Raw genomic sequence first — 12,267 nt, forward strand, 5'->3', positions numbered from 1 at the left:
TTTGTCGGATCAACGGTCGCGGGGTTCGCCCACCTTTGAAACGGTTTCGACATGGCGGCAATCAGCCAGGGCGGCGTGTGAGCAGGTCCTGAACCGAATACGTCCTCGAAGGCCTTCCCTGGAAAACTTCGTCGTGAATTTATTTTTGAATTCCATTTGACTGAATAAATAAGCAATGCAAAGCTGCGCTCTCCTAAGGGGCGCAATCATGGCACTGCGGGGGACCAATCAGGAGTTCGGGCGGCCGTACAACCGGCGCATCGTGCTTGAGTCCATCCGCCTGCATGGACCGATCGCCCGCGGCGAGATCGCCCGGCGCGTCGGCCTCACCGTCCAGACGGTGTCGACCATCGTTCGCGAACTGGAAGATCAGGGCTACATCCTGTCGCTGCGCGAAGAGCCGAAGGGGCGCGGCCTGCCGCCAGCGACGCTCCGGATCAACCCCGATGGGGGCTATGCCGTCGGCATCCACATCACTCCGCTTGGTATCAGCGCCGCCTTGATCAATCTGAGCGGCGACGTGATCGAGAGCATCTACCGCGAGGCGCCAAATGCGACGCCGGACCACGCCTTCGAGCTGATCGGGGCGATGGTGGTGGAATTGACCAGACTACGGGCTGGCGGACGGGTGCTAGGCGTCGGCATGGCCCTGCCCGGCCCATTCGACGTGGAGTCCATGAGTTTCGTGGGGCCGACCACCATGACCGGCTGGAAGGATGTAGCGCTGCGCGAACGGCTGGCGGCCTCCACCGGATTGCCGGCCTTCTTTGAAACCGATATGGCAGCAGCCGCCATGGGCGAGCGCCTCTACGGCCTCGGCGCCCAGTTTTCCGAATATTACTATCTCTATTTCGGCGTCGGCCTTGGCGGTGTCATGATTCATGACGGCAGCGCCTTGCGCGGCGCCTGGGGAAATGCCGGCGAGATCGGGCACATTCCCGTTATTCCGGGCGGCGAGGCTTGCCCGTGCGGCAACAGCGGCTGCCTCGAAAGATATTTGTCGCTCGAGGCGCTCCGGCGCTGGAACGGCAGCGAGGCGGATTGGGTCGCCGAAGTCGCACCGATCTTTCACAACGCCGTCGCCGTCATCGAGAACCTGTTCGACCCGGAGACGGTCATCCTCGGCGGGCTGGCGTCCACCGACCTGCTCGAAATGCTGGCTGGTTCGGCCGGAGGCCTGCACAACTCCGTCTCGGCCCGCAAGGACCGCACGACGCCGAGGGTTGTGGTGGCGCGCGGCGGACAGCATTCCGTGCTGCGCGGCGCCGCCGCCCTTGCGGTTTCCGGGGTGCTGTCACCTCGCTTCGGGCAGATGTTCGCGGCCGAACGCGAACGCGAGCGCGACCTTCTCAAAGGCAGGGAGATTGCGGCATGAGTGAACCCCTGCTGGTGCTCGACAACGTCACCAAGAACTATGGCGCGATCGAAGCGCTCAAGGGCATCAGCTTCTCGATCGGCAAGGGCGAGGTCGTGGCGCTGCTGGGCGACAACGGCGCCGGCAAATCGACACTGGTCAAGATTATCGCCGGCGGACTGGAGCCGACCTCCGGCCGAATGCTGTTCGAGGGCAAGGAGTTCCTTGCCCGGTCGCCCGCAGAGGCCAAGGCAGCCGGCATCGAGACCGTCTACCAGGACCTGTCGCTGTGCACCAATGTCGACGTGGTCGCCAATTTCTTCATGGGCCGCGAAATCACCAGACAGGTTTTCGGCATTCCCGTGCTCGACGAGCGCGCCATGGAAGCCGTCGTCGGAAAGGCGCTGGCCAGTGCCGGCACCCGCATTCCCTCGCTGCGCGCCAATGTCGAGCACCTTTCGGGCGGCCAGCGGCAAGCCATCGAGCTCAACCGGTTCGTGCATTGGGGCGGCAAGCTGGTGCTGCTAGACGAACCGTTCGCAGCGCTCGGGGTCGAACAGACGCGGCGCGGCCTCGACATGATCCGCCAGGTGGCGAACCAGGGCATCGGCGTCGTCATCATCACCCATATCATGCAGCAGGCTTTTCAGGTCGCCGACCGGATCGTGGTGATCCGCCAAGGCGTCGTGGCCGGCGATGTCGCACGCAATAAAACAAGTCCCGATGCGGTGATCAACATGATCACCGGTGAGACGCTTGCCGGTGCCGGACCGACAGGCTGAGGGACAAAGAGGGGTCCGGCTTAAGAGGAGCGAACGACATGAAGCGAATACTTCTTGCTGTCTTCGGTATCCTTGCACTGGCCTTTGCCACGCTCACGCCGGCATTCGCCCAGTCCAAGGGTATCGTCTACTATATGGTGCCGACCCTGCTGGACGAGTTTCAGACCGGCTCGGTGAGCGCGCTGGAACTGTTCCTGAAGCAGACCGGCTACGAGATGAAGACGCTGAACGCCGACAACAAGACCGACGCCCAGCAATCGCAGATGAACGATGTCATCGCGCTGAAGCCGGCGGCCATCATCCTGGCGGCAGTTGACTTCAATGCACTGAAACCGTCGATCGAGGCAGCCCGCGCCGCCGGCATCCCGGTGGTCGAGTTCGACCGCCAGATCACCTCGACGCCATCCGACTTCACCTCTGTCGCCGGAACGGTCGAGATCGGCTACGTCGCCGCGGACCAGGCCGAGAAGCTGCTGAAAGCCAAGAACGGCTCGGTGAAGGGCAAGGTTCTGCAGGTGCTCGGCGATCCCGGCGATCCCTATACGCTCGACATCCAGAAGGGCTTCGAGGAGAAGATGAAGGCGTTTCCGGACGTCAAGATCATCTCGCTTCCGGCCATGCAATGGGAAGCCAGCAATGCCGGCACAATCGTTGCCGACCAGATGTTGGCAAACCCCGACATCGACCTGATCTTCAGCCATGCCGCGCACCTTTCGGTCGCCGCCGTCGCCTCGCTCGAGGCAGCCGGCAAGAAGCCGGGCGACGTCATGCTGATGAGCTCGAACGGCGCTCCGGTCGGCCTCGACCTGATCCGCAAGGGCTGGCTCAACGCCGAAATCGAGCAGCCGCTCTACGCGCAGGCCGCGGCTGTCGCCATGTTCATGGACAAGATCGTCAAGAAGCAAGAGATCAAGCCCGGTGAATACGACGTGCTCGGCTTGAAATCGACCGTGACCAAGGAAGCCTGGGGTCCGAACATCAAGATCCCCGGTGCCGCCATCACCAAGGAAAACGTCGACAATCCGGCCTTCTGGGGCAACCAGAAGCCGCCGACGGACACCGTCAAGTCGGTCGAATAGTCATTGAAAGCGCTCCGGGCCGTAACGGCCCGGAGCCTGCCCCTTCACACCGCCGCGTCCGAAAGGATGCCGTGGCGAATTTGAATCCGCGCCTTAACCCGACGAAATCGAGTTGATTTCGCGGGGCGCCAACCGGATCAGCCCATGAACCCGCGCACACGCAAAGCCCTGGAGTTCGTACTCGACAACCTCGTCTGGTTCATGCTGCTGTTCGTGCTGGTGGTCTTCTCCATCTTCGTCCCGAACTACTTTCAGCTCGGCATTTTCGCCAACATCATCGAGGCTTCCAGCGTGCTCGGCGTCATGTCGATCGGCCTGGCGCTGGTGATCATCGCCGGCCACATGGATCTGTCGGTCGAATCCGTCGCAGCGCTCAGCGCCATGGCGGTCGGCATCCTGTTCTGCTCGTCGGGCATCGGCATGGGCGTGCAGCTGCATCCCGAATGGCTGATGGTTCCGGTTTCGCTGCTGCTGGCGCTGGCAGTCGGCGGCCTCATCGGCGCCTTCAACGGCTATCTGGTGGTCAAGGTGAAGATGAGCGCCTTCATCATTACCTTGGCGTCCTACATCTGGGTGCGCGGCCTCGTGCTGGTCGTGTCAGGCGGCCGCTCGGCACAGGACCTGGCGCCGGCCATCCGCTGGTTCGGCATCCAGCGCCTGATCGGCTTGCCGCTGACCGCCTGGATCGCGGTTGGCTGCTTCGTCGTCTTTTCGCTGATCATGGCCAAGACGCCGTTCGGCCGGCATCTGGTGATGATCGGCGGCAACGAGACGGCGACCTTCCGCGCCGGCATCCGCGTCAACCGCAATCTCATCATCGCCTTCGTTCTCGCCGGCGCCATTGCCGGCCTTGCCGGCTGGCTGCTGGCGATCCGCACCTCGGGCGCCACCGCCAATCTCGGCGTCGGCCTGCTGTTCAACGCGTTCGCCGCGGTCGTCATCGGCGGGGTCAGCCTGAAAGGCGGTGTCGGCACCCTCCCCGGCGTCTATGCCGGCGTGCTTTTGCTCTCGGCCATCAACACGGCGATCAATTTGATGGGCCTGCCGGCCAATTTCACCCAGGTGATCCACGGCCTGCTGGTGCTGGCGGCCGTGCTGCTCGACGCCTTCAAGCAAACCATTCGCCAAAGACTCGCATGACAGGACGGCTCGCATGACCAATCGGTTACAAGACAAGGTAGCGCTGATCATCGGCAGCGCCCGCGGCATCGGCAAGGGCATCGCGCTACGCTTTGCCGAGGAAGGCGCGAGGCTGGTGCTCGCCGACACCGAGGTCGAGGCCGGGCAAGCCACCGCTGGCGAGTTGGGCGTCCCCTTCATCCGCACCGACATCTCGCAAATGAGCGACGCCGAGGCCGCCGTGGCGCTGGCGCTCAAACTCCATGGCCGCCTCGACGTCATCGTGCAGAATGCCGGCATCTATCCCTGGCAGCTGATCGAGAACACCAGCACTGATGACTGGGACCGCGTCATGGCGGTCAATCTGCGCGGCACCTTCAATGCCAGCCGCGCGGCCCTGGTGCCGATGAAGGCGCAAGGCTTCGGCCGCATGCTCTACACCTCGTCCATTACCGGCCCGCATGTCACCAGCCCGGGCCATGGCCACTATTCGGCCAGCAAGGCCGGCATCAACGGCTTCATCCGCGCCGCCGCACTGGAATTCTCCGGCTACGGCATCACCGTCAACGGCGTCGAGCCCGGCAACATCCTGACCGAAGCCATCGAGCTGCATCGCGGCGCGGCTTACATCAAGAACATGGAGGACTCCATTCCGCTCGGCCGCCTCGGCAGCCCGCGCGACGTCGCCAACGCCTTCCTGTTCCTCGCCTCCGACGATGCCAGCTACATCACCGGCACGACCATTGTTGTCGATGGCGGACAGCTGCTGCCCGAGGGCAATGATTTCCGTCTGTTGCCGCCTTGAGTGCAGCACGAACCAGACGACTCGGTTCCGTGTCTGGCAACAGTTTGAATGGACTATGGAATGGTGGGCGATGACGGGCTCGAACCGCCGACATCTTCGGTGTAAACGAAGCGCTCTACCAACTGAGCTAATCGCCCGCTCCGGGCCGGACCTTTAAGCGGTCAGGGTCCGCTTCGCAAGGCCAAATGAATGCAGGACGCCCTGGTTGGATGCCGGTTTTGCCAACAAAACGCCGGCTGTCAAAAAACCTTCTCCTGTTTGCTGTTATGCTGTCCTGTCACGCTTGACACCCGGTGGCGAACCCCTTATCCAGCGCCCCAACGACGAACACGGCTGACACGTGTTCGCCATGCGCGGGTGTAGCTCAGTTGGTTAGAGTGCCGGCCTGTCACGCCGGAGGTCGCGGGTTCGAGCCCCGTCACTCGCGCCATTTCTCTCAAGGGTATCAAGCCCTTGGCTTCAGAGAAATGTCGACATTGATTGTCAAAAAATCATCTTGGATGAGGCAACTCGGATTGTCTCGGATCTGAGTTTGATCTCCCAAGCATAGACCCAGGAACCGCCTCTGCAACGTCGGCATTGACGACGCCGCGCTCTGGTCGCGTCAACCGGCGCAAGCAAGGCGCCGCCCAAATCCTGTCAGTCGCACGCCGGCGCGCACCCGCACGTCTGGCCATCCCCTGTCTCCGATCCCATCCAACCGCCCCCGAAAAAGTCATCATGGCTGCACGAACCTGTGAGCTCGATCAGGACATCCATCGAAAATTGTGAGAGGAAGGTCGATCTGAAGGCAGTCAAACAGCGGGGACTTTGTTCATGAGCGATCACACCAGCCTGAATCTTCTGGAGACCACACTTGCCGCCGCCCAGCAGGATCAACGGACTCTGGACGAGCAGCGGCAAAGCACCACGCCTCTTGTGGACGGCATGTCCTTTTTCGACAGCATCCGGCACAATGACGACCGCGGCAGCGTCACGGAGATCTATGACCCGCGCTGGGGTTGGCATGCCGACCCGCTGGTCTTTTCCTACATGTTCACAATTCGCCCTGGCTTGGTGAAAGGGTGGGGCCTGCACAAGCTGCACGAGGACCGCTATTTTGTGATCAGCGGCGAGATGGAACTGGTCCTTTATGACCCTCGCCCCGAATCCAGCACATACGGCAAGATTTCGAAGGTTTACCTCTCCAGCAATCATCCACGCCTGGTCAATATTCCGAAATTTGTTTGGCATGCCGACCGAAACATCGGAACATCCGACGTGGTCGCCATCAACTTCCCAACGATACAATACGATCACGCAAATCCCGATAAGTATCGCCTGCCGATCGATACCGATCTCATCCCCCATGATTTCGGCAGCGCGAAGGGATGGTGAGCAAGCCCCGCTTTTCCATCCTCATGCCGACGCACTCGCGCGTGGATGTCATCGGTGTGGCTATCCAATCGGTGCTGGACCAGACCGTCGACGATTTTGAATTGCTGGTCGTCGGCGACGGCTGCGCGGCCGGCACGGCCGAGGTGGTCGAAGCCTTCCATGACAGCCGCATTCGTTTCTTCGATCTCCCCAAGGCGCCGAACTTCGGCTACGCGAACCGCAACATCGTGCTGCGTGAGGCACGCGGCGAGCTGATTGGCTTTGCCGCCGATGACGACCTCCTGTTTCCGGATCATTTTGAGATCCTGGCGGATGGCCTCAAAACTGGAGCTGCCATCGCGTACAGTCAGGCGCTGTGGGTTTCCACCGATGGCATCGCAGCCCCCTTCCTGACCAATCTGGACCTGGCCGACGAGTTCAGGGGGTTCACTGAGGTCGGCAACACGATACCCGCCAGTTGCTTCCTGTATCGGGCCGATTGCCTGCCGTCGCGAGATGTCTGGCCCGAAGACGTCGCATCGGCCGGGGACTGGCAATTGTGGCGGCGAATCATGCGCGAGAATCCGCGAAACCCCTTCACCTATTGCCGCGTTCCAACCGTCCTGCATTTCAGCGCCGCATGGAAAAAATCACGGCACTCCGCAGTATCCCAACTCGCCACACTGCTTGATATCGCCGACAGAGCCGGCTGGTGGCCTTCGGCCTTGCGAGTCTGGATACCGAACGCCAGCAAGGAACAATCCGAATACTCGCGCCTCATGCGCGTTGATCCCAGGGCCTGGAGCGAGCAGATGCGCCGTGCCGTCGGGGATCTGGTAGCGCGCCTTGCCTGGGAGGATGTGCAGACGATCCGACCGATGCTTGCAAGCGCTGAAGCCGAGAAGGCGACATTGCATTCTGAAATCTCAAGGTTGCGCAGTGCGCTTGAGGCGGCTCACCAAAGCAGCGTCGGGCTGCAGAGCGCCGCTTCGGATGCCAGGAACGAGAAGGACGAGATCGAACAAAGGTTGCAAGCGTGCCAGATGCAAGTCGCGGCCTTGCATCAGTCCAGAAGCTGGCGCTTCACAGGCCCGCTGCGCAATATCTCCACAAGCTTGCGTTCGAAAAAACCATAGGGCCTCAAGAACTGGCCGGAGGCGGCGTCAGCGGCCAGTCAGCCAAGCCGATCTTATCCCCCAGCCAGCAGCGCCTCGACCTCCCGAAGCGTCGGCATTGACGGCGCGGTCCCTGGCCGGGTCACCGAAATGCCAGCGACGGCACAGGCGAAGCGCACCGCTTGCAGCGGCTCCACGCCCCTCGAAAGTGCTGCGGCAAGCCCGCCATTGAAGGCATCGCCTGCCCCCGTGGTTTCGGCCACCGGCCCGGCACTGACGGCTGGAACATGGTCCGAGCGGGTCTTCGAGTGCAAAAGCGCGCCCTTGTCGCCGAGCGTGACGATGACCGTGCCGACCCCCTTTTCGAGCAGGCTGTCCGCGGCGCGCCGCGCCTCGTCGACCGAGGACACCTTCATCCCGGTCAGTTCCTCCGTCTCGGTCTCGTTGGGTGTGAGGTAGTCGCAGAGCGTGTAGATGCGGTCGGGAAGCTTTGCCGCGGGGGCCGGATTGAGGATCGTCGTCACCCCTGCCCCACGCGCGATCTCCAGCGCCCGCATGGCTGCTTCGATCGGCTGTTCGAGTTGGGTGACAAAGACGCCGGCACCGCCGATCAGCCCGGCATTGGCCTCGATATCGGCTGACGAGATCAGCATGGCGGCACCGGGGCTGACGATGATGGCGTTGTTGCCGGTGGTCTCCTCGACGAAGATGTAGGCGGCACCGGTGTAGCTTTCCGGCGTGTCGATGACGGCATTCTTGACGCCCGCCTGCGCCCAGGTCTGCCTGGCCATGTCGGCGAAGGGATCGACGCCGAGGCGGGTGAGGAAGGTGACGTCGGCGCCGAGCTTCCCGGCGGCCACGGCCTGGTTCGAGCCCTTGCCGCCCGGCCCCAGCGTGAAGGATGTGCCGAGGATGGTTTCGCCCATGCGCGGCTGCCGCTGCGCCCTGTAGGCGGTGTCGGCGACGAACACACCCAGGATGACGACCGGCTTCATGACGACCGGCTTGCCCGAAGCCATGCCGCTACTCCGCATCCGGCGGCACGACGCCCTTGCGGAAGGCGAAGCAGCCGTAGAAGCGGCGCTCACCTGTCTGGATCACGCAATAGGCCTGTTTGGCGCGCTCGTAGAAAGCATAACGCTCGACCGCGATCATCGGCCACGACTTGCCCTCGGCGTTGTCGACCTCCTTCTGCACTTCGCTTTGCACGGGCGGAATCTCGTCCGGCTTGCCGACAATCTCCATGCGTGCGGCCGAATCATCGACGAATGTGTCGAGCGGGTAGAGCGACAGCACCGCCTTGACCACTTGCGCCGCCGAGGCATCGATGCGCAGCACGCGGCCGAGCGCCGTCTGGCGCGCCACCGAATCGGACGGAAAATTGGTGTCGGCGATGATCAGATCATCGCCATGCCCCATTGCCCGCAATGCCTGCAGCACGTCGGCATTGAGCAGCGGGTTGATGCCTTTGAGCATGGTATTCCTCGTGAGTTGGGATCAGAGACGCTTGCCGGTCTCTGCGTCGAAAAGGTGGATCTGATCGAGCCGGGGCTTCAGGGTCAGCGTGTCGCCGGGCTTGAAGTCGTGCCGCTCACGAAACAGCGCCACCATCTCGCCGTCGCCGAAGCGCAGGAACACCAGCGTTTCCGAGCCGGTCGGCTCGACCACCGAAATCTTCGCTGGCACGCCATCGGGATGGATCTCGAGATGCTCCGGGCGCACGCCATAGACGACAGCCTGGCCATCCTGCGCTGCATTGCCTGGTGCAATCGGGAACAGCGTGCCTGCAATGTCGACACCGGGCCTGGCACCCTTGCGCATGACGCCCTTGAGCAGGTTCATCGAGGGCGAACCGATGAAGCCGGCGACAAACAGGTTGGCCGGTCTGTCGAACAGTTCGAGCGGCGCGCCGACCTGCTCGATGCGGCCGTCGCGCATGACGACGATCTTGTCGGCCATGGTCATGGCTTCGATCTGGTCGTGGGTGACGTAGATGGTAGTGGTCTTCAGCCGCTGGTGCAGCTCCTTGATCTCGGTGCGCATCTGCACGCGCAGCTTGGCGTCGAGATTGGAGAGCGGCTCGTCGAACAGGAACACTTGCGGATTGCGCACGATGGCGCGGCCCATGGCCACGCGCTGGCGCTGGCCGCCGGAAAGCTGGCGGGGATAGCGCTTCAGATAAGGGTTGAGGTCGAGGATATCTGCGGCGCGCTTGACCCGCTCGGCGACCACGGCCGGATCGGTTTTCCTGAGCTTGAGGGCAAAGGCCATGTTCTGCTCGACCGTCTTGTGCGGATAGAGCGCATAGTTCTGGAACACCATGGCGATGTCGCGCTTGGCCGGCGGCAGATGATTGACGACGCGGTCGCCGATGGCGATCGTGCCGGCGGAGACGGTCTCCAACCCAGCCACCATCCTGAGCAACGTGGACTTGCCGCAACCCGAAGGGCCAACCAGCACCACGAACTGTCCGTCTGCGATATCGACGCTGACTTCGTGCAGAACCTTGACCGTTCCAAAGGCCTTGGCCACCTTGCTGATCGCGACTTGCGCCATATCTCCCCCATCGGCTCCATTAGCCGTAGGCGCAGAAGCTACCCAACGCGACCTGCCAGGGCAAGTCGGTCTCTTATAGATAAAAACCCGCTCTCGTTGACACGGCGTTTGGTTGTGAGAATAGTGGCAGGCGCTGGTCAAAATGTCGGTACCCGATCCGCAGGGAATTTCAATCGACGCAGGGTGGGGTCCTGCCTAATTCGTTTCCGAACCGGGGAGCATCCTTGGCGCTCCAGCGTCCGACAGTTGGCCGATTTATTCACACTGATGTTCTGGGAGGAAATAGGCGATGAGAACGGGTCTTTACGAGAAACTGGTTCGTGCCGGCGCCACAAGGCGCGACATATTGAAGGGCGCGGCCAGCATGGCCGCGATCGCAGCCGCATCCGGCGCCGGACTTGGCGCCTTGACGCGACCGGCCTCCGCGGCAAGCGAATTGCGCTCCAAAATCCTGCAGATCCCCGGCGTCGGCAAAGGCCAGCCGACGGACGCCGATTTCCAGAAGGTCGGTGAACTCTGCCTCGAGGCGACCAAGGCCAACGTCAAGGAAGGCGAATTCGCCGGCGTCGAGCTGACCTTCATGGGTCTCAACAACCAGAACCTGCACAATGTGCTGTTCCGCGGCTTCCTGAAGCCATGGGAGACCTATACCGGCGCCAAGATCAACTGGATCGACCTGGCGCAGGCCGACTACAACGCCCGCCTGCAGCAGTCGATCGCCACCGGCACCGTCGATTTCGACATCATCGAGATGGGCGCGCCGTTCGAAGGCGATGTCTGCGGCAAGGGCCTGACCTCGGAAATGCCGGATTGGGTCAAGGACCAGATCGACATGAAGGACGTCGTGGCCTATCTGCAGCCGCCGGTCGGCACCTGGGACGGCAAGCAATACCGCGTGACCGTCGACGGCGACGCGCACAATTTCAACTACCGCACCGACGTGTTTACCGATGCCGACCTCGCCAAGGCCTGGAAGGACGGCGGCGGCGAAGGTGAATGGGGCGTGCCGAAGACCTGGCAGCAGGTCCAGGCGGTGACGAAGTTCCTCAAGGGAAAGAAACTCAAGGACCAGGACGTCTTTGGCTATCTCGACGCGCCCAAGGCGTGGGGTGGTTTCGGCTTCTATTTCCTCGGCAGCCGCGCTAGCGCCTATGCCAAGCATCCGGACGACAAGGCCTGGCTGTTCGACGCCGACACGATGAAGCCGCGCGTCAACAATCCGGCCTGGGTGCGCGCCATCCAGGACGTCATCGACGCGCTGCCGTCCGAACCCGCCGACCAGATCAACGCCGATCCGAACACGACCGCCTTCCAGCAGTTCCTGGCCGGCACCGGCTCGATGGTCACCTGGTGGGGCGACGTCGGCTCCAACGTCAAGACCAACGACTCTTCCGTCGTCGGCGACGTCACCGGCTTCTCGATCCTGCCGGGCTCGGACGATGTCTACAATGCGAAGACCGGCGCCTGGGACAAGCTCGCCAGCGGCCCGAACTATGCGCCCAACTGCGCCTATCTCGGCTGGGGCGTCTATGTCATGGCCCGCGTCGATGCCGACGAAAAGAAGAAGAAGGCGGCCTGGTCCGCTGCCGCGCATCTCGGCGGCAAGGACCTGTCGATCTGGACGGCGATGTATCCATCGGGCTTCCAGCCTTACCGCAACTCGCATTTCGACATTCCCGAATGGGTGGCGGCCGGCTACGACGAGGCGTTCATCACCTCCTACCTCAAGTCGGAATCCGACAGCTACAATCATCCGAACGCTGCAATTGAGCCACGCATCCCCGGCATCTTCCAGTACTACAGCGCCGCCGAGGACATCCTGGCCAACACTTTCGCCGGCAAGATGAAGGCGCAGGAAGGCGCCGACGCCATCGCGGCGGCCTGGGAGAAGCTGACCGACCAGATCGGCCGCGACAACCAGATCAAGCTCTACAAAGCTTCGCTCGGCATGTAGGCTGGCCTATGAACCGTGGGGGGGGGGGGACGCCCGCCCCCGGTATGCAGCGTCAGCGGGCGGGGGGGGGGGGGTAATGGGGGGGGTTTGTGGTGGACCGCCAGTGCACGGGGACAGCGTGGGGGGGCGGGGGCGGCCGTCGGGGGG

General features: G+C 62.8%; 11 protein-coding genes and 2 tRNA genes. 9 read left to right on the plus strand and 4 right to left on the minus strand.

Translation table 11 applies throughout. The features are described from left to right. The first annotated feature begins 208 nt into the window (after positions 1-208). The 5 genes from NKI69_RS05645 to NKI69_RS05665 all read left to right on the plus strand — a co-directional run bounded on the left by NKI69_RS05645 (position 209) and on the right by NKI69_RS05665 (position 5,139). The gene (locus NKI69_RS05645) at positions 209-1,375 is read left to right on the plus strand and encodes an ROK family transcriptional regulator (protein ID WP_023810301.1); all 1,167 of its coding nucleotides are present in this window, start codon (positions 209-211) and stop codon (positions 1,373-1,375) included. Further along, positions 1,372-2,136, plus strand: coding sequence for an ATP-binding cassette domain-containing protein (locus NKI69_RS05650; RefSeq protein ID WP_128305438.1), 765 nt, complete (start codon positions 1,372-1,374; stop codon positions 2,134-2,136). The genes NKI69_RS05645 and NKI69_RS05650 overlap by 4 nt, the downstream gene beginning before the upstream one ends. Before the next feature lie 38 nt (positions 2,137-2,174). Next, positions 2,175-3,215, plus strand: coding sequence for a sugar ABC transporter substrate-binding protein (locus NKI69_RS05655; RefSeq protein WP_013532176.1), 1,041 nt, complete (start codon positions 2,175-2,177; stop codon positions 3,213-3,215). A 144-nt stretch (positions 3,216-3,359) separates the two neighbouring features. Further along, positions 3,360-4,355: an ABC transporter permease gene (locus NKI69_RS05660; RefSeq protein ID WP_023810300.1), complete on the plus strand. Its 996-nt coding sequence runs from the start codon at positions 3,360-3,362 to the stop codon at positions 4,353-4,355. 13 nt (positions 4,356-4,368) lie between these two features. Further along, on the plus strand, positions 4,369-5,139 hold the full coding sequence (locus NKI69_RS05665; protein WP_023810299.1) for an SDR family oxidoreductase: 771 nt from the start codon (positions 4,369-4,371) through the stop codon (positions 5,137-5,139). Between the two features lie 61 nt (positions 5,140-5,200). Here NKI69_RS05665 and NKI69_RS05670 read toward each other — a convergent pair. Next, positions 5,201-5,276, minus strand: a tRNA-Val gene (locus NKI69_RS05670). Positions 5,277-5,492: 216 nt separating this feature from the next. Here NKI69_RS05670 and NKI69_RS05675 point away from each other — a divergent pair. The 3 genes from NKI69_RS05675 to NKI69_RS05685 all read left to right on the plus strand — a co-directional run bounded on the left by NKI69_RS05675 (position 5,493) and on the right by NKI69_RS05685 (position 7,631). Next, positions 5,493-5,569: transfer RNA gene (locus NKI69_RS05675), tRNA-Asp, on the plus strand. A gap of 386 nt (positions 5,570-5,955) precedes the next feature. Next, entirely contained in the window at positions 5,956-6,516 is a 561-nt protein-coding gene (locus NKI69_RS05680) for a polysaccharide biosynthesis C-terminal domain-containing protein (protein ID WP_023810298.1), read from the plus strand. Next, complete coding sequence (locus tag NKI69_RS05685; RefSeq protein WP_023810297.1) at positions 6,510-7,631, plus strand: glycosyltransferase family 2 protein; 1,122 nt, start codon at positions 6,510-6,512, stop codon at positions 7,629-7,631. The genes NKI69_RS05680 and NKI69_RS05685 overlap by 7 nt, the downstream gene beginning before the upstream one ends. 53 nt (positions 7,632-7,684) lie before the next feature. On the opposite strand, the gene rbsK is transcribed toward NKI69_RS05685, so the two are convergent. The 3 genes from rbsK to NKI69_RS05700 are packed head-to-tail and all read right to left on the minus strand — an operon-like array spanning position 7,685 to position 10,166. Further along, on the minus strand, positions 7,685-8,629 hold the full coding sequence (gene rbsK / locus NKI69_RS05690) for a ribokinase (protein ID WP_023810296.1): 945 nt from the start codon (positions 8,627-8,629) through the stop codon (positions 7,685-7,687). 4 nt (positions 8,630-8,633) lie between these two features. Further along, positions 8,634-9,086, minus strand: coding sequence for an RbsD/FucU family protein (locus NKI69_RS05695; protein WP_023810295.1), 453 nt, complete (start codon positions 9,084-9,086; stop codon positions 8,634-8,636). A 21-nt stretch (positions 9,087-9,107) separates the two neighbouring features. After that, positions 9,108-10,166, minus strand: a complete 1,059-nt coding sequence (locus tag NKI69_RS05700; protein WP_023810294.1) for an ABC transporter ATP-binding protein — start codon at positions 10,164-10,166, stop codon at positions 9,108-9,110. 289 nt (positions 10,167-10,455) lie between these two features. Between NKI69_RS05700 and NKI69_RS05705 the strand changes: the two genes are divergently transcribed. Next, positions 10,456-12,120, plus strand: coding sequence for an ABC transporter substrate-binding protein (locus NKI69_RS05705; RefSeq protein ID WP_023810293.1), 1,665 nt, complete (start codon positions 10,456-10,458; stop codon positions 12,118-12,120). The last annotated feature ends 147 nt before the right edge of the window (positions 12,121-12,267 follow it).

The sequence above is a fragment of the Mesorhizobium sp. M0491 genome (assembly GCF_040321265.1).
Lineage (GTDB): Bacteria > Pseudomonadota > Alphaproteobacteria > Rhizobiales > Rhizobiaceae > Mesorhizobium.

What these genes read in the sequence shown, in the direction of transcription:
- NKI69_RS05645 (WP_023810301.1), top strand. Translation starts at nt 209, where the DNA reads ATGGCACTGCGGGGGACCAATCAGGAGTTCGGGCGGCCGTACAACCGG.
- NKI69_RS05650 (WP_128305438.1), top strand. Translation starts at nt 1,372, where the DNA reads ATGAGTGAACCCCTGCTGGTGCTCGACAACGTCACCAAGAACTATGGC.
- NKI69_RS05655 (WP_013532176.1), top strand. Translation starts at nt 2,175, where the DNA reads ATGAAGCGAATACTTCTTGCTGTCTTCGGTATCCTTGCACTGGCCTTT.
- NKI69_RS05660 (WP_023810300.1), top strand. Translation starts at nt 3,360, where the DNA reads ATGAACCCGCGCACACGCAAAGCCCTGGAGTTCGTACTCGACAACCTC.
- NKI69_RS05665 (WP_023810299.1), top strand. Translation starts at nt 4,369, where the DNA reads ATGACCAATCGGTTACAAGACAAGGTAGCGCTGATCATCGGCAGCGCC.
- NKI69_RS05680 (WP_023810298.1), top strand. Translation starts at nt 5,956, where the DNA reads ATGAGCGATCACACCAGCCTGAATCTTCTGGAGACCACACTTGCCGCC.
- NKI69_RS05685 (WP_023810297.1), top strand. Translation starts at nt 6,510, where the DNA reads ATGGTGAGCAAGCCCCGCTTTTCCATCCTCATGCCGACGCACTCGCGC.
- rbsK (WP_023810296.1), bottom strand. Translation starts at nt 8,629, where the DNA reads ATGGCTTCGGGCAAGCCGGTCGTCATGAAGCCGGTCGTCATCCTGGGT.
- NKI69_RS05695 (WP_023810295.1), bottom strand. Translation starts at nt 9,086, where the DNA reads ATGCTCAAAGGCATCAACCCGCTGCTCAATGCCGACGTGCTGCAGGCA.
- NKI69_RS05700 (WP_023810294.1), bottom strand. Translation starts at nt 10,166, where the DNA reads ATGGCGCAAGTCGCGATCAGCAAGGTGGCCAAGGCCTTTGGAACGGTC.
- NKI69_RS05705 (WP_023810293.1), top strand. Translation starts at nt 10,456, where the DNA reads ATGAGAACGGGTCTTTACGAGAAACTGGTTCGTGCCGGCGCCACAAGG.